The organism is Acetobacter persici, assembly GCF_018256955.1.
Classification (GTDB): domain Bacteria; phylum Pseudomonadota; class Alphaproteobacteria; order Acetobacterales; family Acetobacteraceae; genus Acetobacter; species Acetobacter persici.
In genome coordinates, this window is sequence record NZ_JAERKU010000002.1 from 43,505 (window position 1) to 68,810 (window position 25,306).

Here is a 25,306-nt window from a genome sequence, read left to right on the forward strand (position 1 = left end):
TGATCGGCTGAGAAGGGTAGGGGTCTTCTAACACGCCTTGGGTGTGAGGAAAGCGTTGTCTGGTTTTATACACGCGCTGTATTAATAAAACGCATGTCGGGGCAGAGTCATATGCGTCAGGTGGGAGACTGGGCGGGAATACTGCGTAAAAACCCTGTCGTAAGACTGAAAACTGCAACCACCGTGCCGCAGAAAAGCGGCTGATTTAGCGTGATGCAGACTCGGTAGCAGGGCGCGGCCAGAACACAATGCCTTCATGCTTGGCCATGTTGTCCGGCTCGACATGAATATGCACCAGCGTATCGCCCATTTTGCTGCGCAGGCCTGCTTCAATCCGGTCACAGATCTCGTGGGCTTCTTCCACCGTCATGCTGCCGGGCACAACCAGATGGAATTCCAGAAACGTAACAGCCCCCACAATGCGGGTGCGGATATCATGCGCTTCAATCGCGCCGCGCCCGTTGGTGGCGATAATATCGCGGATATCATCCAGTGTTTCCGGGGCCGGGGCTTCATCCATCAGGCCGGCGATGGACTCCCGCATCATCTCCCAGCCCACGCGCAGGACGTTGAGGGCAATCAGCCCCGCGAGGGCTGCGTCCAGCCACATCCAGCCCGTCAACGGGATCAGCAGCAGCCCGGCCACCAGCCCCACGCCGGTCCACACATCGGACAGCACATGCTGCCCCCCCGCCTGCAGGGCGGGAGAGCGGCGGGCGCGCCCGGCATGCACCAGTGTCAGCCCCCAGATCAGATTGACGACTGTCGCTGCCGCATTGAGCAGGATGCCGAGATACGAGGCGCTGACCGGGTGCGGGTGCAGCAGGCCTTCCACCGCTTCCCGCCCGATCACAAACGCGGTGACCAGCACCAGTGAGCCTTCCGCCACAGCGGAGAGATATTCCGCCTTGTAATGCCCGTAGGTGTGGTTGTGGTCTGCCGGGCGCGCGGCGACGCTGAGCGCCCACAATCCGCCGATGGCGGACACCACGTTGATGATGGTTTCCACCGCATCTGAATAGAGCGCCACGCTGCCACTGAGGGCATAGGCCGCATATTTCAGCCCCAGCGCCACCACACTGACGGCCAGACTGCACAGGGCAATGCTTTTATTGCTTTGGGGGAGGGGGAGCTGCATGGGGGACTGATATCAGACTGTATGCGGGTCTGTCAGGTGGCAGGGCGGGTGATAGTCCGCGCTTTCAATCTGCACCGTGGGGTGCACAATGCCAAAGCGGGTGCGCAGGGTGGCAATGGTGCTTTGCAGCAGCAGCGTTTCCGTCTGCCCCGCAGGCAGGCTGGCGGTGCGGACGAGATGCACCGTGAGGGCGGTTTCCGTCGTGCTCATGGGCCAGATGTGCAGGTCATGCAGGTCCGCCACACCGGGCTGGGCGCGCAGGAAGTCCTCCACGCTGTCCCGGTCCACGGAACGGGGCACGCCATCCAGCGCCATATCCAGTGAATCGCGCAGCAGGGACCATGTGGCCAGCACCACCACGACGGAAATGGCGAGGCTGATGGCGGGGTCAATCCATGTCAGGCCGGTCAGCAGGACCAGCCCGCCCGCAATCACTACGGCCAGAGAGGTCAGCGCGTCCGAGGCCATGTGCAGGAACGCCCCGCGAATATTAATGTCGTCCTTCTGCCCGGAGGCAAACAGCAGGGCTGTACCGCCATTCACCAGAATCCCGATGGCGGCGACACTCATCATGGTCCAGCCAGCCACCGGGGCGGGGTGGAACAGGCGCTGGATGGATTCCCACGCCACGCCGCCCGTTACCAGCATGAGAATAACCGCATTGGCGAGGGCCGCCAGAATGGAGGAACGCCGCAGCCCGTAGGTAAAGCGTGCGGAGGGCGATTTTGCGGACAGATGCTGCGCCAGCCATGCCGCTGCCAGCGCCAGAACGTCCGACAGGTTATGGCCAGCATCCGCCAGCAGGGCCAGCGAGTGAGACATGACGCCCCATAGGGCCTCCGCCCCCAGATAGACGGTGTTCAGCACAATCCCGATGGCAAAGGCCACGCCGAATGAGGCGGGCGTATGCACATGATGATGCCCGAACCCGTGGTGATGATCGTGCCCGTCATGCGTGTGGCCGCTATGATCATGTCCATCGTGATCATGCCCGTGATGATCATGGGTGTGATCATCGTCATGCTCATGCCCGTGCTCGTGCCCGTCCCCGTGCAGGCCGCCATCATGCGCAGGGTCCGCAGCGCCGTGGGCATCATGATCATGGTCGTCATGGGTATGCCCGCAGGAGGCGGGCGCGCCGGGGTTTTCTCCGCCTGTCGGGGGGGCTGGCTGATTGTGCGCGGAGGAGCCACAAGCAGCGGGGCCACAGGACAGACCGTGTGCGGAATCCGGCGCAGGCGGATGGTCCTGCGCTGTGCAGGAGGATGGGTCCGTATGCGGGCCGGAGGACGCGGGCGGTGGCTGAGACATGGCATGTCCTTGCGGGTTGGCGGGGGCGTGCCCGTTGCGTCCGGACGCTGTCCGGCATAGGGAAAGCCCCTGAATTGTCTATACACATGTGATAAAGGTCGCGCCATGCTCAGACTGACCGAACTGCGGCTTCCGCTGGACCATCCCCCCGAGGCTCTGAAAGAGGCCATCCGGGCGCGCCTTGATATCGCGCCGGATGCGCTGGAGCATTTTACCGTGTTCCGGCGTGGGCATGATGCGCGGCGGCGCAGTGCGATTATTCTGGTCTACACGGTGGATTGTGCCGTGAAGGAGGAAGCCGCCGTGCTGGCGCGCTACCGGGCGGCGCACCCAAAAGACCCGCATGTTACCATTGCACCCGACATGCGCTGGACCCCGCCGGTGGCGGATGGCGTGGCGCTGGCCGGTAAGCCGGGGTATCTGCGCCCTGTTGTGATCGGGGCCGGGCCGTGTGGTTTTATGGCGGCGCTGACGCTGGCGCAGATGGGCCTGCGCCCGATTGTTCTGGAACGCGGCAAGGTGGTGCGGGAGCGCACGGTGGATACGTTTGCGCTGTGGCGCAAAGGAGTGCTGACGCCTGAGAGCAACGTGCAGTTTGGTGAGGGCGGGGCCGGGACGTTCTCGGACGGCAAGCTGTATAGTCAGGTGCGGGACCCGCGTTTTCTGGGGCGCCGGGTGCTCGAAGAATTTGTAAAGGCCGGGGCACCGGAAGAAATTCTGTATCTGGCGCATCCGCATATCGGGACCTTCCGGCTTGTCTCCATGGTGGAGCATATCCGCGCGGAAATTGAGGCCGCCGGGGGCGAGTATCGTTTTGGTACCCGGGTGGACGGGCTGGTGCTGGAAGAAGGCACGCAGCGCGTGAAAGGGGTGCGCACGGCTGAGGGTGAGGTGATTGCCACAGACCATGTGGTGATGGCCGTGGGCCACAGTGCGCGCGACACGTTTGCCATGTTGCAGCAGGCGGGTGTGCAGATGCAGGCCAAGCCGTTCTCAATTGGGGTCCGCATTGAACACCCGCAATCCGTGATTGATACGGCCCAGTTTGGCCCGAGTGCCGGAAACCCGCTGCTGGGCGCTGCGGAATACCGGCTGGTGCACCATGCCAGCAACGGGCGCGGCGTGTATTCCTTCTGCATGTGTCCCGGTGGGACCGTTGTGGCCGCGACGTCTGAAGAAGGACAGGTGGTGACGAACGGTATGAGCCAGTATTCCCGCGCGGAACGCAACGCCAATTCCGGCATGGTGGTGGACCTGCGCCCCGGCGAGGATTACCCGGATGATCCGCTGGCAGGCATGGCCTTCCAGCGCCACTGGGAGCGCAAGGCGTTTGAGGCCGGGGGCCGCTCCTACAAGGCTCCGGCGCAGCGGGTGGGGGATTTTCTGGCCGGTCGCCCATCCACCACGCTGGGGGCGGTTGTGCCGTCCTACAAACCGGGCGTGACGCCAGCGGACCTGTCCACCTGCCTGCCGGACTTTGCCGTGGCGGCCCTGCGTGAAGCCCTGCCGTTGTTTGACCGCAAGCTGAAAGGCTTTGCGATGGAAGATGCGGTAATGACCGGGGTAGAAACGCGTACCTCCTCCCCGTTGCGGATTCCCCGCGGGGCGGATGGTCAGTCTCTCAGCACACCCGGCCTGTATCCGGCAGGGGAAGGCGCTGGCTATGCAGGCGGTATTCTGTCCGCAGGGATTGACGGTATCCGGATTGCGGAAGCCGTAGCGCTGGGGCTTGCCGGAAAAACGGTGGAGGGGCTGGGGCTTTAAGAACTGCCTCAATAGTTGCTCAGGTTGGTCTTGTGTGTCGTTTTGCGCCTGCAAGGGTTATTGTTTGCCCTATGGCTAAAGAATTACAATTACGAGGATTAAAGTTACATTAGTGAATTTATTCTGATTTCGAAATATTTGATTAATTTTTTTTATTGGAATGAAATTTTTGATATATACATAAAATGCAGAAAGTGAAATTTTTTGGTGAGTTATGGAATATGGATAAAATACAAAAGAATTTTTATTTATCGAAGATATTTTATTTAAAAGAATATTTTATTTTTTCAACTATACTTATAATTGTGTTGCATTTTGGAGGGGATCACCAAAAATGGTTAAGTGCATGCGCGCAAGGGCTGAGTGTTTCTCTAGTAATATTTCTGGCTATCATAGCTATCAGGATTTTAGTAAAATTAATTCCGGATATTGCAGATGAACTCTGTACGGTTATTTCGTTAACTGTATGTGGAAGTGCGTTTTGGGCGGCATGGCTTGTATATTCTCAGCAGATTAATGATAAAGGAGAAAATCTCAGTAAGGCTGCTGAAATAACGAGTAGAATAATAAGTATTGAAGCAGATATATCTGGTGATTTAAAGTTTGTGCTGATTATAACTTTGTTTGTAACTGTTGTTTCCGTATCCTCTTGGTTTTTGAGAAGAATTTTTCTAGTGGAAAGGAAGCGTTTGGCAAAAAAAATACACTTTCCTTTTGGTTGTACTATTGAATATGATGATGAAATTAAAACTGGAATGAAAATACCTGATTTTCGATTCTATATTGATCCCGGGCGACTTGCTACAACATTAGTCATGAAATGTTTTTGTACTGTATCATGCTTCGTCGCTGGGTTTGGGGTCGTGCTTAAATTGTGTTTACCTCAAGCGATTAGCATGAATTTGACTCTTATATTTCTGGCTGTGATAATTTTTGGTCTTCCTATGTTTTTTACGGCTATAATCCATAAATATGGGAATGAATTTCTGGATGACTTGCAAGAAAATCCTAAGCGTGCTGTGCCTGAGTTAATGAGAAAATTGTTAGAAGTTTTTGCAGAGTAATACTGTGGAACGAGGCATTGCTGTATATCGTCAAAAGGGCGACGTGAGATCAACAGGATATAGTATATTTAGTTCATAAAACTGTCTGAAAAAATGAGTCCATCTCTCCTGGTAGTGGTTCGATTGTTTTAATCATCTTCCTCGTTAACTGACGATATACTGCACCTCTGAACTTTTGAAACATTTCGGAGGCTAAAAGATGACTCAAAAAATAGGTTTGTAGACACCCAGTTTTCTCTCAGATACCGTAACTTCGATCCTGAGGCCAGACATGCGGGCAATGGTGAAGGCGAGCGACAGGCTGGGATCGTAGCGACCGTTCTTAATCGCGTTGACCGTCTGGCGCTAGACGGACAGGGCTTCGGCAAGGTCGCTCTGCTTCCAGTCACGGGCGAGCCGCAGTTCCTTGATCCGGTTGTTCATCGATAGCACCATCGGGCGATGAAAAGATCGAAGCCCCAGAAGACGCACATGGTTGGCCAGATCTGAAAAGCCCGCAGATGTGGAAACCCCGCTCCTTCGGCTCCCTCCAGCCAAAGGTGACAAGCGCGGTGCCGAAGAAAGGGTGGCGACGCCTCGAACTGATACGGCGCTGCATCTTGTCCAGCCTCCAGAGTGCAGGCAGGATCACCCATGCGACAGCAAAAGCACCGAGCGTCGGGATCAGATTGATTGTGAGATTCAGAGCGCCTGTACCATGTAGGCTCACGCATGCGCTCGATCGCGGCAGCACCAAAGAGCAGGGCAGTATACAGCGCAACTGCGCTCCCTAATTCGATGAGATAGCGTTTGTGTCGAAACATTAGCATGTCTCTTTGTAAAGTACCCTACAGTTCTGGTCTTGAGTTCTAAAGCAGCCTTTCCAGTATCGCCGTTGGTGAAGAAAGAGGCGATGTGGGTGTTGTCAGGGCGGCAACGTTTAAAAGAGCTGTCCGGACTGGGTCGGGCGCATTTTTGCGGACTATTGCAAAAATGTAATTGCGAATAATTCTCATAATTATGTAGATGGTGATGTCTTCGTGGGAGAAAGAACACCGTGTCTCGTACTGCCTGCCTTTTTGTCGTGCTGGGGGTGACCTGCGCCACCCAGCCTCTTCTTGCTGCTGAACCTGAGGCAAAGGATCCTTCCAGAAAATCCTCTGTTATTAAACGGCCTGCCCAACAGTCTCCTCAAACTACTGCCCGGAAATCTGGCGGGAAAACGGGAGCAAAAACCGCAGACCGCGCTGCGGCGGCGGAAGCCATTAACGTGCAGGGGCGCAGGCTTGCCACAACGGCATCCTCCGCGACCAAAAGCGATACGCCGCTGATTGAAACGGCGCAGTCTGTCTCCGTTATCACCCGGAATGAGATGAATGTGCGGGGCGTGCTGAGCCTCAATCAGGCAGTGCGTTATGCGGCAGGCATCACGCCGGATCTGCGCGGCGGGATTGGCACGCGGTATGACCAGTTTCTGCTCCGTGGCTTCAGTGTTCCCACGTTCCTTGATGGCCTGAAGATGCAGGACAGCCCCACGGGCTATGCGGTGGGGCAGACTGACACGTTCCGGCTGGAGCGGGTGGAGTTGCTGAAAGGCCCGGCATCCGCACTGTATGGGCAGTCCAGCCCCGGCGGGCTTGCCGCCCTGTCTAGCAAGCTGCCTACGGCGCAACGGTCTTACGGCGATGTCACGACGACGGGCGGCATGTTTGATCTCTACCGTGTGGATGCGGATGTTGGCGGGTTTGCGTCTGACAACGGTTCAGTGCGCTACCGTGTGTATGGCACCGTGAATGGGCAGCACACGCAGCTCTCCAAAACTGGTAGCCGCCGGTTCTCCATAAGCCCCTCTTTCAGCTTTGGCGGTGATGGCCCGACAACACTGACCATTCTGGGCAATTACCAGTATGATCCGGAAAGCGGCACTTATGGCGGTGTTCCGCTGGAAGGCTCCTTGAAACCGGCATCCTTTGGCTATCTGCCCCGTAATTTTTATGACGGTGATGTCGCGGTTGAAAAGTTCAACCGGAAACATGGCGCTTTTACCTACATCTTTAGCCATCGCTTTAATGACGACTGGAGCTTTAACTCCCGCGGCCGTTATGACGATATCAAGGTGGAGCAGAGAAGCACGTATGATGCGGGCTATTACAGCAGCCCGGACACCGTGCCGCGCTATGCCTATGGCACCAACGAGCATGTGCATAATCTGGCGTTTGACAGCCAGTTTAAAGGCCATGTGAACACTGGCCCGCTGCGGCATGAGATGATGTTTGGTTATGACTATATGTGGCAGCAGGCGGGTGAGCTGTACACGCAGGGCGACGCACCGGACCTGAACGTTCTGCACCCCAACTACCACATGACCTTCCCCGATCAGGTGGCGGCTGCGCGTTATAAGGCGGATTCACATCAGGTGGGTGCGTACGGGCAGGATGAAATCCACTGGGGCGGACTGGTGCTGAATGGCAGCCTGCGGAATGACTGGTACCGGTCCCGCCAGATCGAGCGGTTTAGCGGGTCTGATACACGGCAGCGCTCCAGCCAGATTACATGGCGCGCGTCTGGCCTGTATCACTTTGATTTCGGCCTTGCGCCCTATATCAGCTATTCCACATCTTTCCAGCCGCAGTCAGGCCTTGTGTCAAATGATGGCGGGAAGACCATGCGGCAGGCCAGCCCGTCTCTTGGCAAACAGCTTGAAGGCGGCCTGAAATATCAGATCCCCGGAACGCCGGTGCTGCTGACGGCGGCTGGCTTCCATATTGAGCAGACCAATGTTCTGGTTTCTGTCGGTAGCCTGCCGTACAGCGTGCAGAGCGGGAAGGTCCATTCTGATGGGTTTGAGTTTGAGGCGCATGCGGATGTTTACAAAGGCCTGATGGTGACCGCAGCCGTCAGTGTGCAAAAAGTGCGTGATGACTCCACCGGAAAACCGCTGATCCAGTCTGGCAAGGGCAATGCATCCCTGTTTGCGTTCTACACCGTGCCGTCCGGGTCCCTCAAAGGATTCGGCTTTGGTGGCGGCATGCGCTACACCGCCAAAGCCTATGGGGGCGAGGCTACGTATGGCAGCGTGTGGCTGCCGAATTATGCGCTGTTTGATGGCTCCATCAAGTATGATCTGTCCAACCTCTCTCCCTCGCTGCATGGGTGGACGGCGTCTGCCAGCGTCCGGAACCTGTTTGACAAACATTTTGTCTCAAACTGTCTGGCATATGCCTCTTATGGTCAGGCCTTCTGCTATTATGGGGAACGGCGGAATGCGCAGGGCAGCATAGGCTTTTCCTGGTGAAATCTGCCGCGGTCATTCTGCTGGCCTATGCTGCTGCGGCACTTCTGAGCTTTGTTGTGGCGGGGGTGCTGCCCGCATCTCCCGTCAATGCCGTGCTGGCAGGGGTTTTTGCCGGGCTGGCAGGCTGGCCACTGCTGACCATGCTCGGGTTTTCCCGCGTCCGCCCCGGTTTCCGGGCCGCGATGACGCAGGTACATGATATGGCGGGCATTTTTGCCGGATGGCTGATTTACGTCATTACGCTGTCCGGCACGCTCAGTGTGTTTCGTCCCGAAATCAGCTTATGGGCCCGGCCAGAATTACGGGGGCAGCCGGTGGACCCGGTCGCGGCAACGCGTGCCGCCATTGGCTGGCTGAGCCAGCACGCGCCGCATGCGTCCGCATGGTACATCACGCCCGCACGGGCGCGGGCACCGTTTAGCTGGGCTGCGTGGGATGAAAACGGGGCGTTTCTCCAGCGCGCGCTGGACCCGGTAACAGGGGCCCCGGATGCGATCCGGGATACGCTGGGCGGAGATTTTTTCTACCGTTTTCATTTTGAATTGCAGTTGCCGTATCCGTGGGGGCGGCTGACGGCTGGCATTGCAGCCCTTGCGCTGGTGTTTGTTTTGCTGACTGGCATTGTAGCGCACCGACGGATTTTTCTGGATTTTTTCACGTTCCGGCCCGGCAAGGGGCAACGGAGCTGGCTGGATGCGCATAATCTGGCGGGGGTGGCGGCGTTGCCATTCCATCTGGCTATTGCCTTTACCGGGGCGGTCACGCTGGCCAGCCTTTTAATGCCCTGGGCGGCACTGGCGCATTATCCCAATGCCGCCACGTTTGAGAGTGCACTGGCTCCCTCTCTGTCCGCCCCGGCCGCTACGGGGACGGCAGGTACACTGGCTCCTGTTGCCTCGGTTCTGGCGGAAGCGGCCCGCCGTTTGAAAACGGAAGGCATGAATCAGGTTTACGTTTATAATCCTTCTGACAGTGCCGCGACGATTGTGATCCTCGGCGATAATAATGACCGGCTGGCGTTTGGCACGCACGTCCTGCGTTTTGATGGGAAGACCGGAAAACTTCTGTCTGATACGCAGGAAAAACGGCCCGCTGTTACCGCGTTTGCCGTGCTGTATGGCCTGCATGTGGCCCATTTTGCGCCACTGGCAACACGCTGGCTGTATTTTGCCTCTGGTATTCTGCTGCTTGTTGTGACGGGGAGCGGGCTGAGGCTCTGGCTGAGGCGCCGCCTGCGCCGGGGGAACACGGTGCGTCTGGTTGCGCTGGACCGGATGAATGCGGGCATGGTGGCGGGCACACCTGTTGCATTCAGCACGTTTTTTCTGGCGAACCATCTGTTACCTGTCACGCTGCCAGATCGGGCCGAGCGGGAAATACAGGTGGTGTTTGCCGTCTGGTTTCTGCTTCTGCTGCTGGCGCTGCTCATGCCCGCGCGGAAAAGCTGGCAGATTTTTACAGGCCTTTGCTGTTTTTCTGCACTGGCGGTTGCGCTGTGCAGCGCGCCGTGGGGGAACAGCGTGCAATGGGGTGTTTCTCTGGTGGCACTCTGTCTGGCAGGCTGTTGCGTGCAGGCTCTCCGGACCATGAGGGCTGCGCATGACGGTGGCTGATTCTTATGGAACAGTTCTGCAATTTTGCGCGGTTTTTATGCTGTCTCTGCACCGTGCGTGGGTCCGGTGGGCGGGCGGTGTTCTGCTGGCGGCCAGCCTGTGTCTGGACATTATGACTGCCGAAAATACCGGCTTCACCCTTGTTTTCTGGATTTGCGCACTGGCATTTGTCGTCATCGCCACGGCTCTGCTCCATACCGTCAGACGGCAATGGGTGCAGAGGCGTGGGGGTGTGCTTTAAGGGCGGTGCCTTATCTCGTGGAAGGCAGGGAAGTTTTTAAACGCTGCCCTACTTCCCCGCAAAAGCCTCCACCAGTTCGGCAAAGCGTTTGGGGGCGTCAACATGGACCCAGTGGCCTGCGCCGCTGATGGTTTCCAGCGTGTAGTGCGGGAACAGGCGGCGCATGGCGGGGTAGTTTTTGGGCTGGATGTAGGGGGAGATCTCACCGCGGATAAACAGCGTCGGGCCGTCATACTGCGTGCCGGGCGGCAGGTCCGGCCAGCTCATGATGGTGGGCAGCGCCGCCATGATGTCCGCAAGGCCGATGCTCCAGCCGGGAGCGTCGCCCAGCCGCATGTTCTGCACCATCATCTGGCGGATGGCTTCATTCGGGATCAGCGGATGCAGCAGGGCATCCGCTCCGGCGCGGTCCAGATGCGGGGGGAAATCCAGCTTCTCCAGCCCGGCGGGCACATCCATGCGGGTAAAGCCGCCCTCACCGGGGGCAATATCCACCACCAGCAGGCTGTGCACGCATTCCGGGTGGCGCAGGGCCAGCATCATGGCGGTCTTGCCGCCCATGGAATGGCCCAGCAGCAGGGCGGGCAGGGCGTTGTGGTGCTCCAGCGTCTCCCGCACATCATCGGCCATAATCTGGAAGCTCATGGGGCCGTGGGGGCTGTCCCCGTGGTTGCGTAAATCCAGCGCCAGTGTGCGGCGGGTGGCGGCCAGCCTGCGCTGCACAAACCCCAGATTGCGGGCCCGGCCAAACAGTCCATGCAGCAGAACAACCGGGGGAAGGGGCCGGGCGTCGGGGGACGCTTCGGGGCCCCGTTCAATCACGTTCAGCAGCACGGCGTGTTTTATCCTTTCAAAAACAAGGCTCTGGCGAGCAGGCCTTAGTAAACTCTCGCTTATCTTCTCCCTAAAGGCGAGGGGGCCGGGGGCGTTTTTTCTTCACCTTCCTGAGAGACCGGCGCTGGGGTGTGCCGCACGGTGCCAGAGGCGGGAACCTGCGGGCGGATGGCGGGTTGGAACAGAACCGTCTCAGCGAGGCAAGCCCCTCTGCCGCATGGCTGTAACCCGGAGACGGCGCAGAATAAGGACGGTTTTTGCATGGAACGCTGCCTCGTTATCCTCAACCGGCCCGATCAGGCCGTGGCACTCCTTTCTCAGGCGGCGGCGCTGATCAGGCAGACAGGCGGGGACCGGATTGATGTTCTGGCAGCGCGTGAGCCCCCGTATGATGGCCGGGGCCCGATGGGGCTGACGGAGGAAAGCATTTTTGTCATGCGGCAGGACCAGCGGACATGGGCGGTTGGGCTGCATGCCATTTTTCACCGCTGGCTGGAGCAGGAATATGGCTCTCCGGAGGGGCGGCTTTCCGCGGTGGAGGTCAACTGGCTGGACCCGGAAATTGCCGTGGAGCGGATGATCAGCGGATATGGCCGCGATGCCGGACTGATTATCATGAGCTTTCCTGACGCGCGGGACAGTGAACAGAAACATCGTGCCCTGCGCGCTTCCATTTTTGAGACAAACCGCCCGCTCCTGCTGGTGCCGCCCTTCTGGGACCGCCCGTGCGGCCGCACGGTGCTGATGGCCTGGCGGGAGTCCGCCAGTTGCCGCAAAGCCTTTACATCGGCCCGTATGCTGCTGTCGCATGCGCAGACGGTGATGGTCGTCTCGGCCGAAGGCGAGACAATGCCTGCCGATCTGCTGCCCGGTGTGGCGTATGAAACAGCCCATCTGCCGCACAGGAGCGGTGCGGATGCCATTGCGCAGCAATTGCTGGACACGGCCCATACGGAAAAAGCGGATCTGCTGGTGATGGGCGGCTTCCAGCACGGCATGGTCTATAACCGCATTATGGGCAGCGTGACGGAGTATGTCCTGCACCATCCGGCTCTTCCGGTTCTGCTGCATCACTGACCATGCTGCGGGGCGCGGGGAAAGCCCGCGTCCTCCTTGTAGAAGAGCCGCCTGCTTTTTGCTAAAGCCGGTCTATGGAGACCGCATTTTCCCGCCCGGCGTCGCGTCGCTGGCCGTTCTGGCACGTCGCGCTGCTGGTGCTGCTGCCTGTTGTCATTCACCTGCCTGAACTGCTCGGCCCGGCTTTGCTGGGGCAGATGACGTCCGACCCGCTGTCCGTGCTGTCCGTGGCCACCACCACCCGGCGGGACTGGCTGGAAGGTGGCCTGTTGCCCGGTCTGCCCGGCTGGATTGACGGGTGCGCCGGGGTGATTGTGCAGGCGCTGGGCCATCTTGTGGCGTCTGACTGGCGGCAGGGCATCCTGCCCTGGTGGAACCCGTATAGCGGGGTGGGGATGCCGCTGGCCGGTGAGTATCAGCCCGCCGCGTTCTTTCTGCCGTTTGTGCTGCTGCTGGGCCTGCCCGGCGGCCTGCTGCTGATGAAGATTGCTCTGCAAATGGTGGCAGGGCTGGCGATGTATGCGTTTTTACGCGCTTTGCGGCTGGACGCCCGCGTGGTGCTGGCAGGCGCGCTGCTTTATGCCTTTAATGGCACCTATGGCTGGGCTTCGGACGGACCCAGTCAGCCACTGGCCTTTTTACCACTGGCCCTGTTCGGGATTGAGCGGGCCAGAACGCATGTGGGGGCAGGAGGCTGGGGCTGGCTTGCGCTGGGGCTGGGTTATCTGCTGCTGTCCGGCTTTCCGGAAACGGCGTTTCTGGTTGGCACACTGGCCCTGTGCTGGGCTGTGCTGCGGCTGGTGCAGCAGCCTGCATCCGCGCGGCTTTCTTTCGCGCTGCGTATTGGGGCGGGCGGCAGTGCGGCGTTGTTACTGGCGGCCCCGCAACTGGTTGCCTTTGAGGATTTCCTGCGGGAAGCATGGGTCGGGCTGCATGCCGGGGTGATGGATGTTCGCCTGCCCGATGCAAGCTGGATCATGGCGCTGTTCCCTTACATCAACGGCCCGTTTTTTTACGGGCAGGCCGAGCAGTTTGGCGCATGGTGGGCAATGGGCGGCTATATCGGGCTGGTTATCCCGTTTCTCGCCCTTGTTGCGCTGGCTGGAGCACGTGAGCGCCCGGCCCGGCTGATGCTGGCGGCTTATGTGCTGATCTGCATGGCCAAGCAGGCCAATCTGCCGCTCCTGACAGGGCTGGTGGATATGCTGCCCGGTGTGGGGCGCACAGTGTTCTACCGGCTGTGCTTTCCGGCGGAACAGGCGGCCCTGCTGATGCTGGCCGTGTTCGGGATGGATGATCTGTGCCGGCTTTCGGCGGATCTGCCTGCGGCGCAGGTAGGGGCGCGCTTCAGGCGGCCGGTGCTGTGGGCCGGACTGGTGCTGGGCGCGGCTGTTTGTGTTGCCTGGTGGCTGAACGGCGCCACACGGGCCGCCCTGCGTTCCTACAGCCACGGGCCGGTGCCCACATGGGGGTATGAGGCTGCATCGGTTGCGCTGGCCTGCGTAGCGATGGCTTTGTGTGTGGCAGCGTTTCTGGGGGGCGCGCGTCTGCCCTCTGCCCGTGCGCGGATGGGGCTGCTGAGTGCGGCGGTGCTGGGGGAAGCTCTGGTGCTGTTCTGTGTTCCTCTGCTTTCCCTGCGTGCCCCGCTGCCCCGCAATGTGCCCCTGCTGCAAACCGTGCAGCGGGAACTGGGCTTGCAGCGGTTTGTAACGATGGGGGTGATCGCGCCGAATTATGGGGCCTATTTCCGCCTGCCGTCGCTCAACCATAATGGTGTGCCGATGCCAGCCGCGTGGATTGCGCGCATGCAGCGTGATTTTGGCCCGGATGTGGACCCGGTGACGTTTGACGGCATTACCCCCAACCGCCCCGGTGGCCAGTTTTTTCTGGCGGACACACTTGCGAAAAGGCCAGAGGTTTTTGAAAAACTGGGTGTGGCGCTGGCTCTGGTGCCGCATGGGTTCCCGCTGCCGGGCAGCGAGGCGCTTGCGCCGGAAAACCGCCTGAAGCTGCTTTATACCGATGCCACAGCCGATGTGTATCGTCTGCCGCATGCCGCCCCGTATTTTGAGGCAGGGACCGGCTGCCATGTGCAGGCTGCCAGCCAGACAGAAGCGCGGACAGACTGTGCCGCGCCCTCTTTTCTGATCCGGCGGGAACTGATGATGGCGGGCTGGACAGCGCGCGTGAACGGCCAGACCGTCGTGCCCGTTTTTGAGGACGGCCTGTTTGAACGCATTCTCCTGCCAGCGGGGCAGGCGGAAGTCCGCTTCAGCTTCACACCGCCCTTTATGGTGTGGGGCTGGGCCGGTTTTGTGGCGGGGCTGGTGCTGCTGGGGCTGGGATTTGCGGGAAAAATCCGCCCGGCCTCAGGCGACTGAAGATCAGGAGAAAGCCGGGGAAAGACCGCGATAAGGTTTAAGCGGGACAGCTATGCACAATCTGAATTTGCGAATCATTATCATCCGCTGTTACAGCACGACACCTTCAGGCTCTTATTATAACAGGCTGTATTATCCCATGCGTAAAAACACTTTCCGGCGGATTCACCCCGCTCCTCTGGCCTTTGGTCTGGCTCTGGGGTGCGGCACGGCCCTTCCTGCCATGGCGGCGGATGATGCAACGGGGAAAGAGCCTGCGCACCCCCCTCATGCGCCTGAAAAATCAGAGAAGCTTGCCGGGCAGCCTCAGGCTGTGCTGAGCAACCCGAAGGGCCACGGGCCGGATCTGGTTAAAGAAAAGGACGGCACGGAGTCCGAGCACTGGGTTGTTACGGCCTCCCCCATGAACACGCTGCGCACGCCCATTGGCATCAGCCGCATGCCGCAGGACGTGCTGCACACGCCGCAGACGATTGATGTTGTGCCGCAGATCCTGATGCAGCAGCAGAACGTGAAGTCACTGGATGAAGCCCTCAAGAACGTGCCGGGTATTACGGCGTCCGTGGGTGAGGGGGAAGGTGGAATGTCCGGGGATCAGTTCCTGATCCGCGGGTTTGCTGCCCAGAATGATATTTATGAAAACGGCCTGCGGGATTTTGGTGTCTATACCCGTGACTCCTTTGATTACGACCATGTGACCGTGATCAAAGGTCCGTCCTCTCAGGTCTTCGGGAACGGCACCACGGGCGGTGCAATCAACATCACCACCAAAACGCCTAATGAGCAGAACCATATTGGCGCGAGCTTTTCAGGTGGGAGCGGGTCTTATTATCGTGGCACGCTGGATTTTAACCACAAGATTACCGACACCATTGCCGTGCGCCTGACCGCCATGGGGAATGAGAATAATATGGTCGGGCGTGACTATATCTATTCCCATCGCTGGGGGATCGCGCCGTCCATTATTTTCGGACTTGGTAAAAAAGTTAATTATACCATCGAATATTTCCATCAGTCTGATAACCGTATTCCTGATTACGGGGTGCCGACCGTCAAAAAACCGGGGGCGCAATATGCCCGTCCGGCTACGGAATATGGCGTAAGCCGCACCAACTGGTATGGCACGACGTTTGATCAGGACAATACCAGCGATGATATGCTGACAGGCCGCCTGAAGTGGGAAGTTAACCCGCACATCACGGTCTATAACGATACGCGCGGCGGCCTTTACAGTCGGTATTATTCTGCATCGCAGGAAGCGTGTGGCACGGTCTGTAATGCGGCGCTGTTTTCTTCCCATCCGGGAACAGCCACAATTTCCCGCAATGGCGGGCTGGGCGGGCCGAACCCCTACCAGCAGGATGACTGGTCTGTGCAGAACGTCGCCTCTGCTGTGGCGAATTTTAATACAGGGACAATCCGGCACCAGATGATTGGCGGCGTGGATGTGGAACATATTTACGACCGCCGCCTGAACTATGCCTATAACGGCACACGTCAGGGCACCAGCCTGCTGAACCCGTCCATGTTGGTGCCGGGGCTGGAACGCGGTGCCGCCGGGCAATATGCCAACAACCTGACCAACATGCCCAATGGCGTAGGGAAAAAGGAATGGAAAACGGGTGACGCCACGGATGTCGGCGCATTCTTTTCCGAACAGGCGTGGCTCGCTCCGTGGTTTTCCGTACGGGCCGGGTTCCGCTGGGACCATTGGGACAGCCACTACAGTGCAACGGGCGGTGTGGCCTCAACACCGGATACGCATCTCGGCCAGAAGCAGGATACCTTCAACCCGAATGTCAGCCTGATGTACACGCCGAATGATCATTCCATGATCTATTTCAACTGGGCGCAGTCCACCACGCCGATTGGCCTGTATGTGACCAACAGTTCTGAACCGCTGACGCCCAAGAATGCGGCTTTCAAGCCCGAACGCAGCAACCTGTATGAAATTGGCGCGAAATACTCAGCGTTTCATGACCGGATTGGCTTTACGGCTGCGGTGTTCCGGCTGGAAAAAAGCAACTCTCTCATGACGGACCCCAGCTCTGGCGATGTGACGGCCTCCAGTGACAACCAGCGCAACCAGGGACTGGAACTGAGTGCTTCCGGCCAGATTGTAAAAGGCTGGAACATGATTGCGACCTATGCGCGGTATGACAGCGAGACAACATCGTCCCTCACGCTGGCGGATGTGGGCAAGCAGGTGCAGTACGTGCCGCGTAATCAGGCAACTGTCTGGACCACGTATGAGTTCGCGCCCAAAAAAGCCTATAACCTGACCTTTGGCGGTGGCGTGACATGGCGGGAAGGCGTGTTTCTGGATCCGGCCAATACGGCACGCGTGCCAGCAAACGTCGAGTTTGATGCAATGGTGTCTCACCAGTTTGGTCAGCACTGGAAAGTCACCATGAATGGCTACAATCTGGATAACCGCCTGAACTACAGCAACCTGTTCAGCAACCGCGTGACGCCGTCCATTGGCCGGGCGTTCCTGTTCAACCTCTCCATGACATACTAACAAAAAACCCGGAGGGCGCAGAACGCGCTCTCCGGGTCGGTATCAGCATCGTTTTCCGGCCTCTGTCCTGATCAGGACAGAGGTTTTTTTGTTCAGGACGCCTGTGGGCGCTGGTTGCGCACCAAAGCGCGTCCGGCGCGTAACAGTCCGGGCAGCAGAACAAGATAGAGCGCCAGACTGAGGCCGAGGAACAGGGAAACCCATTTCACGGTAAAGACTGGAACCAGCGGTAAAAAGGGGAGTGCCAGTCACTATATCTGTGGGTCTGTATTTCTTCGAGAATGAGTTTGGAGTCAGAATACAGATACCCCGGAAGGGTGGCGCGGAGATTGAGCACAACCCCGATAAACGCCAGACAGGTAAAGAGCAGTCCCTGTCTGGACTCCGAATTCTGCGCAGGGCTTACGGCCATGCTCAGTGTCCGGCGGCGGAAGGGGTGGAGCTGGCAGGCAGCGCGCTTTCCAGCCGGAGGGGGGCGGGCAGGGCAAGGTAGGCGAGCCGTTTGGCTTCACGCCGCCCGAGCGCCACGCTGTCCAGTATCAGGCCGCAGCCCATGGAAAACGCCGAGAGTGTCACCAGTCCAGTGGCCAGAACCGCTGTAGGCAGGCGCGGCACCAGCCCGGTGCGGAAGAAGTCCAGCACGACAGGAACGCCAAGGCCGATCCCGCACAGCAGGGTGAGACCGCTGATGATGCTGAAAAACATCAGCGGGCGTTCCTGTTTGACCAGATTGATGATCATGCCAAGAATACGGAAGCCGTCGCTGTAGGTTTTCAGCTTGGAGGTAGAGCCCGGCGGCCGCTCGACATAGCGGGTTGGCAGTTCGCCAATGGGCATGGCCTGCTCAAGCGCATGCACCGTGAATTCAGTTTCCGTTTCAAACCCGGAGGACAGAGCCGGGAAGGATTTGACAAACCGGCGCGAGAAAACCCGGTAGCCGGTGAGCATGTCAGACAGCCTGCGGCCAAAAACACTGGTGACAAGGCCGGTCAGAACCCGGTTGCCCAGAACATGGCCGCGCCGGTAGGCGTCTACCCGGTCTGTCACGCGGGCGCCGTTGACCATATCCAGCCCGTTTTCCATGGCCAGTTGCAGCATGGCGGGCGCGGCTGCGGCCTCATAGGTCGCGTCCCCATCCACCAGAATGTAAAACTCGGCATCAATGTCCGAGAACATGCGCCGGATGACGTAGCCTTTGCCCTGAAGGGATTCCGTCCGGACGATAGCCCCCGCCGCCTGCGCGCGGGCGACCGTCTGATCCGTCGAGTTGTTATCATAAACGTAAATAGGGGTCTCAGGCAGCGCTGCCCGAAAGTCCTGCACAACAGAGGTAATTGTAATTTCCTCATTATAGCAGGGAATCAGGACCACAATTTTAGGGACCCTCTGATCTGAGGGAAGAAGAGTTGTCACATGATCCTCGATATACAGCACTTGTTGAGAGAAATGCCTGAATGTTCTCTGTCAAAATCTGCTGGATGTGATCTTTAGCATGAGAGAACAGGCCAAACTACCCTGCGATGCCGATGTGAAGATACTCTGGGATTCCGCCCACCGGGCGCGCCCGACGCATCTGGTACACGCTGGTGCGGAAGGGACGCGCTGCATTTTATAGCGTGTGGATTGCTCAGTTCTGGCTAGTGTGGCGATCGTGTCGTCCGGTGCTTCCTGACACAGAAAGCTTTCGACATGCAAGGGGGGGGCCGGTTCCTGATTTCCAGATAAATCTTGCAAACATATTCTCCAAAAATGTCCAGAGAGGGTGTCTGTAAGCACCATTGGAGGGAATGATTAAGGTCATCCGGTTATTCCGCAACCGCGTGATTCCCTCCATTGGCCGTAAGATCCTGTTCGATCTATCATGACTTATTGAAATCAATTGTAAATTTTGTTCATGAATAGGGTTTACAGCAGTCAGGTATATGGAAAATGAAAAAGCCGGAGAGATCTTATTATGGTTTTTCCGGCTTTTGTTTTGCAAAATTTGTATGAGGCTGCTGGCGATTATACGACTGTTAAACTTACATACAGGCTAGAACGCCATTTTCCGAAAGGTGATGCAAATATCCGGGAGCCGGGAAGCGTGGTGAGTTATGACACTGGGCAGCCTCCCCCGAAGTGGGAGTGTTGACAGGCCAGTCAATATTGGCGGTTTCATGAAGCAGTCCTTTGATGGACCAGGAAACTAGAAAGGTTGAACGACCATAAGATGCGGGATTGGATACGACTGAAAGCGAAGCCGGGGGCTGGTTCTGGGTAAAGATTTGTACATCCCGGACCAGAGACCATGCCACGTTCATATCCCACCGATTTTCCTTGAGTTGGTTCGCCAGGAAATCATTGGATACCATCATGGAGTGCAAGGAAAAAGCCAGCATGATTCCGGCCAGAACCCGGGTAAGGCAGCCGGAAATACCGCAGATCCACACAACCCAGAGTGAAATGATAAAATAGCTGCCCAGCAGTGTGCGCGGTGTCGGCTCCCAGTGTTCCAGAATGGAAAGGGGAAGCAGGATAAGCGCGTAGAGAGCTAGTGCAGCCAGAAAAGTCAGGCCGGTAGGAAAGCTGCGCTTGAAAAATGCCAGCATGCTCAGGCTGACCAGCACAATGGTAAAACAGATTTTTGCACTGATAAGATGCGTGTTGAGGTCTAGAATGAATTTTGTAACATCGTAAATATCATGCAGTCTTTGCGGAATACTGGAAAAGTGAAGAAGTGTTCCTCTCTGGTCCCAGTCATTTGTGCCAGCAAGATGTCTAGTTGCGGCGAAAAGGACCATATACAGAACGAGGCTGGAAACAGGGGCAGCAAAAATTTTCGCGACTAAAGATAGGGAAAAGCAAGTGCCTTCATATGTTTCCTTGATGACGAGGAAAGAGGCGTACACAAAAATAAGAATGACAAAAATCTGGTAGCATCCAAGCGCCAGCGTAAAACAGAGAGACGAAAGAGCGATATTTAAAAAATCACGGCTCTCATACCTGATGTTTCCATGGAAATAAAAACCACCAGCAATAAAAGCAAAACCAAATGCTGTATTGAAAGTTGCTTCCCGGTAGTTCAGAAGAGTTGCCATAAAAGGGCTTGAAGCAACGTAAGCTCCGGCAGCAGCCAGCAGCAAGCGGTTGAACGTTTTGGGTGTACAGCTATCCAGAATATAGGTGATCAGAAATGCATAAAGTACCAGTGCCAGACATTCAAACCCAAATCCGACATTGAACATTGTCAGATGCAGGGAGTTCATGCAAAGGACGATCAGTCCTTCAGTAAAGCGCCCCTGATTGAGGAAAAAGGCCGTCGGAAGAAAGGTGCTCCCTGTCAGAAAATCGTCAGGTGTATATCCGGGAAGTAGGGCCTGACCAAAGCTGAATATGGACACGGAAAAAATCGCCAGAAAAAGTACGATAAACGGCTTTTCTGTTATTCTTTGCATATGACTGTAGTCCTGAACGGTGTGTTGCCGGTATCTGGTGTGCAGCTTACAATTTAAAAATGATAATATAGTATTTTTTATGGAATATTTTTATTTTTCTGATGGATTTTTCTTACAAGATAAACTGGGCGCTGCTTGGTTTCCACGTAAATACGGCCAATATATTCTCCTAACATCCCGATGCTGATGATCTGAATACTTCCGAAAAATGTCACGGCAAAGAAGAGTGAGGCATAACCTGGGACGGAATTTCCCAGAAGCAAAGTTCGTACAACAATAAACAGGCCATAGAGCAAGGCGAAAAGGGCTCCTATGGTGCCAACGTATGTCCAGATGCGGATGGGTAGTGTTGAAAAGCTGGTCAGTCCTTCCAGTGCGAAGTTCCATAAGGCCAGTCCGGAAAATTTGGTCTCACCCACATGACGGGCCGCACGGACATAATCCAGAGTAACAGTGCGGAACCCGACCCAGGCATACAACCCTTTCATAAAACGCTGGCGTTCCGGAAGCTGCTGGAGGGCGTCAACGACGCACCGGTCCATCAGGCGGAAGTCTCCAACATTGGAGGGGATTTTGATTTTGGAAAGACTGTTGTGCAGGGAGTAGAACCATGAAGCCGTGAGGCGCTTGGCGGCACTGTCGGATGAGCGGTCTACACGTCGGCCCAGAACGACCTCAGCGCCATTCCTCCATGCGTCTATCATGTCGGGAATAAGTTCTGGCGGGTCCTGCAGGTCAGCATCAATGACGATAACGGCAGCGCCGGTCGCAGTGTCCAGACCGGCTGTCATTGCGGCTTCTTTGCCAAAGTTGCGCGACAGCTCAACAATCCTGAACTGGTTGTGCTGTTCGGACAGGGCAATTAGCCGTTTAAGGGTATCATCCCTGCTGCCATCATCAATGCAGAGAATTTCCCATTCTGTTTCCGGGATGGCTGCCAGTACCGGCATAATGGTCTGGGCGAAGAGCTCAACACCATCCCCCTCATTATAAAAGGGTACAATTAAAGAAATGAGGCTTGGCATTGAAGTTCCGTTATCCATGGTCGTGCTATTTCAAAGCAAGTCTGATCCAGAAGAAGAAGGCTTTGAACGCTTTATAGAAGAAGGGTCTGGAAAGGATAAAGCAATATGTAGCATGGGAACAGTCCGGGCAACTAGAGCAGATCCAGTTTGAATGGACCCATTCGAACTGGTGAAGATGCTCGATAAACACTGAGTTATAGAAATTCCACTGAGCCAGAGTTTAGTGGAACTGCTCTTGAAGCGAAGGATAATGCCATTCCTGCTACGTCCGCAGGAAGCATCCTGCGTGGCTGGGGCTAATCATTCTCTTCCGTGTGGTCAGAGAGGGGGGCTAAGGCACCCCGGCTAAGGACGCTTTCAATATGGAAGCGGGGACGATGCTTGGTTTCCAGATAGATCTTGCCAATATATTCGCCAAGAATACCCAGAGAGAGCATCTGAACACCCCCCATAAAGAAAATGGAAAGGATAAGGGAAGACCAACCTGCTACGGTTGCGTTGCTGAATTTTTGTACCAGCACATAAAGAGCGGCGATTACTGAAAGCAGGCAGATAAAACATCCGAGTGCGGCAATCAGTCGCAACGGGGTGATGGTCAGGGACGTAATGCCTTCCATGGCCAGCCCCAGCATTTTGCTGAGTGGATATTTAGACTCTCCGGCTGTACGGCTGCCGCGGGTATAGGTGACTTCTGTCGAAGGAAAACCAACCAGCGGGACAAGCCCGCGAATATAGACGTTGCGTTCTGCGTAGCGGAGCAGGCCTTTTACAGCGCGCTGGCTCAGCAGGCGGAAGTCGGCATGATTGAAAACCTGCTGCACGCCCATAATTGCCATCAGCCGGTAGAACCCTTCGGCAGACGTGCGCTTGAACCATGTATCTGTCTGGCGTGATTCCCGCACACCGTACACAATATCGTATCCGGCGTGATAGCAGGCTATCATACGAGGAATGGCCTGAATATCGTCCTGAAGGTCGGCATCAATGCTGATAACTGCGTCTGCCTGCGGGGCGGCAGCAGCAAGACCAGCCAGAAGAGCAGTCTGGTGGCCTTCGTTACGGGAAAGTTTCAGCCCCTGAACATAGTTCTCTTCCGTGCAGGCTGTGCGGATTTGTGCCCATGTGCTGTCCCGGCTGCCATCATCCACAAACAGCAGAAAGCTGTCCGGCTGTACCATCTGATCCTGCACCATGGCATACAGCAGTGCGCTCAGCTCCTGCTGGCAAAAGGCGAAAACCTCTTCTTCATTGTAACAGGGGATGACAATGGCAAGCCGGGGTGCAGGAAAGGTGGCTGTCGGCATCAATAAGAGTCTTTCAACGCGGGGAGAATAATAAAGCTGATTAAAAACCAGAGTATCATTTTCAGCTTTAGGTTCGATCACCTCTTTCTAAGCCGGTTTGGCAAAACGTGTTTCTATAAAAAACAATGTTTGCCAAACCTGATAGATATGACGCTTTTCCTTATTTTTGCAGCACTTTCCGGCTAAACCAGAAACACACAGCGCAGAAGGCCGCCAGCCCCAGAATGGCGGGGGTTCCGGCGGGCAGGAAGGCGGCGAGGGAGAGCGCATTGTCTTTCCCCAGTGCGCCGGACAGCACCGCCAGCGCGACGCCAATCAGGCTTTCCCCCACAATAAAGCCGGAGGCGAGCATGGTGCCGATGCTGGCATCATGTTCCGGTGCGGTGCCGTCTGGATGGTGGCGGGCATCCTCTGTGGGAGTGGCCGGGGCACGGCGTTTTTTCAGCGCGCTGTTCAGCACCCAGCCCAGCACCGCGCCGACGGCCAGCGTGACGCTGACGGAGGCGGGCAGGTAGATCCCCACCGCAACGCCAAGCGGCGGCAGGGAGAGCTGGCGGCGGCGGAGCAGCAGATCCAGCCCGATCAGCACAGCCCCAAGCCCGAACCCGATGGAGAGCATGCTCCAGTCCAGTGACTGCGTGAAAATCCCCTTGGCGATCATGGCAATCAGCGCGGGCTGAGGGGCGGCCAGCGCGTGGGCCGGATCCATGCCGGGGCGCGGCATGGGGGCACCGGCAAAGCCGTAGGCCTGATACAGCAGGTTCAGCACCGGCGGGATAACGGCGGCGCCCACAACGCACCCGGCTATCAGCGCGACTTCCTGCTTCCAGGGGGATGCGCCGACAAGCTGGCCGGTTTTCAGATCCTGAAGGTTATCGTTGGAAATGGCGACGGTCGCGGTAATGGCGGAGAGCAGGAGAATGGTGAAGCCGGTGGCGAGTGTCTGCCCTTCCGCCATCATTTCCGCAGGCATCAGGCCGAGGGATTCCAGCCCCAGAATCATCAGCGCGCACAGCACGGCGGCAATAATGATAATGCCGGAAATAGGCGAGGAGGAGGAGCCGACAATGCCCGCCATGTAGCCGCAGGCGGCCGCCATCACAAACCCGAACACCACGCAGAACAGCACCGCAGCACACACGGCGGGCCAGATGCCATGCGCCATAGGGGCAAGGAACGCGGCAAACAGGCCGCCCAGCAGCAGCACGGTTACGGCGAGAAGCGCCATCATGGTGCGGGGGGAAAGGTCACGGTCTGCGTCCGGCACCAGTGCGCCGCTGCGGTTGCGGAACACGCTGCTCAGGCCACGCAGGACGGGGCCCATCAGTTCCACCAGTGTCCAGAGTGAGGAAATGGCAATCGCGCCTGCCCCGATAAACCGGACTTTATGCAGCCAGATGGCATTGGCAAAGCTGGCGGCGTCCAGATGCTCCGGGTTGGGCATGTGGGCTGTCAGCCAGGGCACGCCGAGGCCCCAGGCCAGCACACAGCCCAGCAGCATGGCCAGCCCTCCGGCCAGACCGACCAGATAGCCCGCGCCAAGAAGGGCGAGGGACAGGCCGCCGGAAAACCGGAAAACCGCAGCGCCCACGGACCCGGTGATGCTGACGGTATCCGCCAGAATTTGCAGGCCGCTACAGGCAAAGGAGAAGACCCCGGCCACAACGCTGCCACCGATAAGAGCGGAGAGGCTTTTGCTGTTGCCTGTCTCTCCCCCGGCGCGAAGGATTTCAGCCGCGGCAACGCCTTCCGGGTAAGGCAGGGCGCTTTCCGTCACCAGTGCGCGGCGCAGGGGGATGGTAAACAGTACGCCCGCAATGCCGCCCGCCAGTGAGAGGCCAGCCGTCTGCCAGAACGGAAAACTGTGCCAGAAGCCGGTCATGATCAGGCCGGGGAAGGTGGCAAACACGCAGGAGAGCGTACCCGCCGCCGAGGCCTGACTCTGCACCATATTGTTTTCCAGCAAAGTGCTGCGGCCCAGCGCACGCAGCACGGCCATGGAAATGACAGCGGCAGGGATGGAGGAGGCAAAGGTCAGCCCGATCCGTAACCCCAGATAGACGTTGGATGCGGTGAAGACGATGGTGATCAGCGCGCCCAGAATCAGGCCGCGTACGGTCAGTTCCCGCACGGAAGGGGTTTGCAGGGGGGAGGGTGCGGTCATGCCCGGAACCTTGTCAGCGTATCAGAAATCATAAGCATTTCGATACGCTGCCTGATGCGCCTTGTCTCCCCTGAATGAACCGGAAAGGCAATGAGACGGTAAAAGAAAGCCTGATGCCCGGGGGAAATCCGGCCATCAGGCCCGTTATCTCAACACAGCAG

At 57.5% G+C, this 25,306-nt stretch carries 18 protein-coding genes; 8 read left to right on the forward strand and 10 right to left on the reverse strand.

Annotated elements, in window-relative coordinates; translation table 11 throughout:
- Nucleotides 1-205: 205 nt before the first annotated feature.
- Entirely contained in the window at nt 206-1,138 is a 933-nt protein-coding gene (locus JK199_RS02395; protein WP_086655107.1) for a cation diffusion facilitator family transporter, read from the reverse strand.
- 12 nt (nt 1,139-1,150) lie between these two features.
- Nucleotides 1,151-2,449, reverse strand: a complete 1,299-nt coding sequence (locus tag JK199_RS02400; RefSeq protein WP_212373674.1) for a cation diffusion facilitator family transporter — start codon at nt 2,447-2,449, stop codon at nt 1,151-1,153.
- A 105-nt stretch (nt 2,450-2,554) separates the two neighbouring features.
- Between JK199_RS02400 and JK199_RS02405 the strand changes: the two genes are divergently transcribed.
- Entirely contained in the window at nt 2,555-4,213 is a 1,659-nt protein-coding gene (locus tag JK199_RS02405; protein WP_212373676.1) for an NAD(P)/FAD-dependent oxidoreductase, read from the forward strand.
- A 185-nt stretch (nt 4,214-4,398) separates the two neighbouring features.
- Nucleotides 4,399-5,277 (forward strand): hypothetical protein, encoded by an 879-nt coding sequence (locus JK199_RS02410; protein ID WP_212373679.1) that lies wholly within the window; start codon nt 4,399-4,401, stop codon nt 5,275-5,277.
- Nucleotides 5,278-5,622: 345 nt separating this feature from the next.
- Here JK199_RS02410 and JK199_RS15730 read toward each other — a convergent pair whose 3' ends face one another.
- On the reverse strand, nt 5,623-5,823 hold the full coding sequence (locus JK199_RS15730; RefSeq protein ID WP_244984844.1) for a helix-turn-helix transcriptional regulator: 201 nt from the start codon (nt 5,821-5,823) through the stop codon (nt 5,623-5,625).
- A 490-nt stretch (nt 5,824-6,313) separates the two neighbouring features.
- Here JK199_RS15730 and JK199_RS02420 point away from each other — a divergent pair, with 490 nt between their 5' ends.
- Genes JK199_RS02420 through JK199_RS02430 form a run of 3 tightly spaced genes read left to right on the forward strand, consistent with a single transcriptional unit; the run spans nt 6,314 to nt 10,405 of the window.
- Nucleotides 6,314-8,551: a TonB-dependent siderophore receptor gene (locus JK199_RS02420; protein WP_342356276.1), complete on the forward strand. Its 2,238-nt coding sequence runs from the start codon at nt 6,314-6,316 to the stop codon at nt 8,549-8,551.
- Nucleotides 8,548-10,164, forward strand: a complete 1,617-nt coding sequence (locus JK199_RS02425) for a PepSY-associated TM helix domain-containing protein (protein ID WP_342356277.1) — start codon at nt 8,548-8,550, stop codon at nt 10,162-10,164. Before JK199_RS02420 ends, JK199_RS02425 begins: the two co-directional genes overlap by 4 nt.
- Nucleotides 10,151-10,405 carry a hypothetical protein gene (locus JK199_RS02430; protein WP_212373681.1) on the forward strand — a complete coding sequence of 85 codons (255 nt, stop codon included), beginning with the start codon at nt 10,151-10,153 and terminating at the stop codon, nt 10,403-10,405. Before JK199_RS02425 ends, JK199_RS02430 begins: the two co-directional genes overlap by 14 nt.
- Before the next feature lie 48 nt (nt 10,406-10,453).
- Here JK199_RS02430 and JK199_RS02435 read toward each other — a convergent pair whose 3' ends face one another.
- The gene (locus tag JK199_RS02435; RefSeq protein WP_212373683.1) at nt 10,454-11,239 is read right to left on the reverse strand and encodes an alpha/beta fold hydrolase; all 786 of its coding nucleotides are present in this window, start codon (nt 11,237-11,239) and stop codon (nt 10,454-10,456) included.
- Between the two features lie 261 nt (nt 11,240-11,500).
- On the opposite strand from JK199_RS02435, the gene JK199_RS02440 reads away from it, so the two are divergent.
- The 3 genes from JK199_RS02440 to JK199_RS02450 all read left to right on the forward strand — a co-directional run bounded on the left by JK199_RS02440 (nt 11,501) and on the right by JK199_RS02450 (nt 17,218).
- Nucleotides 11,501-12,316 carry a universal stress protein gene (locus JK199_RS02440; protein ID WP_212373685.1) on the forward strand — a complete coding sequence of 272 codons (816 nt, stop codon included), beginning with the start codon at nt 11,501-11,503 and terminating at the stop codon, nt 12,314-12,316.
- 74 nt (nt 12,317-12,390) lie between these two features.
- Nucleotides 12,391-14,697, forward strand: a complete 2,307-nt coding sequence (locus tag JK199_RS02445; RefSeq protein ID WP_212373687.1) for a hypothetical protein — start codon at nt 12,391-12,393, stop codon at nt 14,695-14,697.
- Nucleotides 14,698-14,836: 139 nt separating this feature from the next.
- Nucleotides 14,837-17,218 carry a TonB-dependent receptor gene (locus JK199_RS02450; RefSeq protein WP_077931670.1) on the forward strand — a complete coding sequence of 794 codons (2,382 nt, stop codon included), beginning with the start codon at nt 14,837-14,839 and terminating at the stop codon, nt 17,216-17,218.
- Between the two features lie 205 nt (nt 17,219-17,423).
- Here JK199_RS02450 and JK199_RS02455 read toward each other — a convergent pair whose 3' ends face one another.
- From JK199_RS02455 to JK199_RS02480, 6 genes are all read right to left on the reverse strand, one after another.
- On the reverse strand, nt 17,424-17,630 hold the full coding sequence (locus JK199_RS02455; protein ID WP_077930359.1) for a hypothetical protein: 207 nt from the start codon (nt 17,628-17,630) through the stop codon (nt 17,424-17,426).
- A gap of 2 nt (nt 17,631-17,632) precedes the next feature.
- Nucleotides 17,633-18,589: a glycosyltransferase family 2 protein gene (locus JK199_RS02460; RefSeq protein ID WP_456304278.1), complete on the reverse strand. Its 957-nt coding sequence runs from the start codon at nt 18,587-18,589 to the stop codon at nt 17,633-17,635.
- Between the two features lie 650 nt (nt 18,590-19,239).
- On the reverse strand, nt 19,240-20,652 hold the full coding sequence (locus tag JK199_RS02465; RefSeq protein WP_212373691.1) for a hypothetical protein: 1,413 nt from the start codon (nt 20,650-20,652) through the stop codon (nt 19,240-19,242).
- Nucleotides 20,653-20,729: 77 nt separating this feature from the next.
- Nucleotides 20,730-21,677, reverse strand: coding sequence for a glycosyltransferase family 2 protein (locus JK199_RS02470; RefSeq protein WP_212373693.1), 948 nt, complete (start codon nt 21,675-21,677; stop codon nt 20,730-20,732).
- Nucleotides 21,678-21,973: 296 nt separating this feature from the next.
- Complete coding sequence (locus JK199_RS02475; protein WP_212373695.1) at nt 21,974-22,981, reverse strand: glycosyltransferase family 2 protein; 1,008 nt, start codon at nt 22,979-22,981, stop codon at nt 21,974-21,976.
- Between the two features lie 160 nt (nt 22,982-23,141).
- Nucleotides 23,142-25,145, reverse strand: coding sequence for an OPT family oligopeptide transporter (locus tag JK199_RS02480; protein WP_212373697.1), 2,004 nt, complete (start codon nt 25,143-25,145; stop codon nt 23,142-23,144).
- Nucleotides 25,146-25,306 lie beyond the last annotated feature (161 nt).

Coding starts and splice junctions, on each gene's coding strand:
- JK199_RS02395 (WP_086655107.1), bottom strand. CDS start 1,138: ATGCAGCTCCCCCTCCCCCAAAGCAATAAAAGCATTGCCCTGTGCAGT.
- JK199_RS02400 (WP_212373674.1), bottom strand. CDS start 2,449: ATGTCTCAGCCACCGCCCGCGTCCTCCGGCCCGCATACGGACCCATCC.
- JK199_RS02405 (WP_212373676.1), top strand. CDS start 2,555: ATGCTCAGACTGACCGAACTGCGGCTTCCGCTGGACCATCCCCCCGAG.
- JK199_RS02410 (WP_212373679.1), top strand. CDS start 4,399: ATGCAGAAAGTGAAATTTTTTGGTGAGTTATGGAATATGGATAAAATA.
- JK199_RS02430 (WP_212373681.1), top strand. CDS start 10,151: ATGACGGTGGCTGATTCTTATGGAACAGTTCTGCAATTTTGCGCGGTT.
- JK199_RS02440 (WP_212373685.1), top strand. CDS start 11,501: ATGGAACGCTGCCTCGTTATCCTCAACCGGCCCGATCAGGCCGTGGCA.
- JK199_RS02445 (WP_212373687.1), top strand. CDS start 12,391: ATGGAGACCGCATTTTCCCGCCCGGCGTCGCGTCGCTGGCCGTTCTGG.
- JK199_RS02450 (WP_077931670.1), top strand. CDS start 14,837: ATGCGTAAAAACACTTTCCGGCGGATTCACCCCGCTCCTCTGGCCTTT.
- JK199_RS02455 (WP_077930359.1), bottom strand. CDS start 17,630: ATGGCCGTAAGCCCTGCGCAGAATTCGGAGTCCAGACAGGGACTGCTC.
- JK199_RS02465 (WP_212373691.1), bottom strand. CDS start 20,652: ATGCAAAGAATAACAGAAAAGCCGTTTATCGTACTTTTTCTGGCGATT.
- JK199_RS02470 (WP_212373693.1), bottom strand. CDS start 21,677: ATGCCAAGCCTCATTTCTTTAATTGTACCCTTTTATAATGAGGGGGAT.
- JK199_RS02475 (WP_212373695.1), bottom strand. CDS start 22,981: ATGCCGACAGCCACCTTTCCTGCACCCCGGCTTGCCATTGTCATCCCC.
- JK199_RS02480 (WP_212373697.1), bottom strand. CDS start 25,145: ATGACCGCACCCTCCCCCCTGCAAACCCCTTCCGTGCGGGAACTGACC.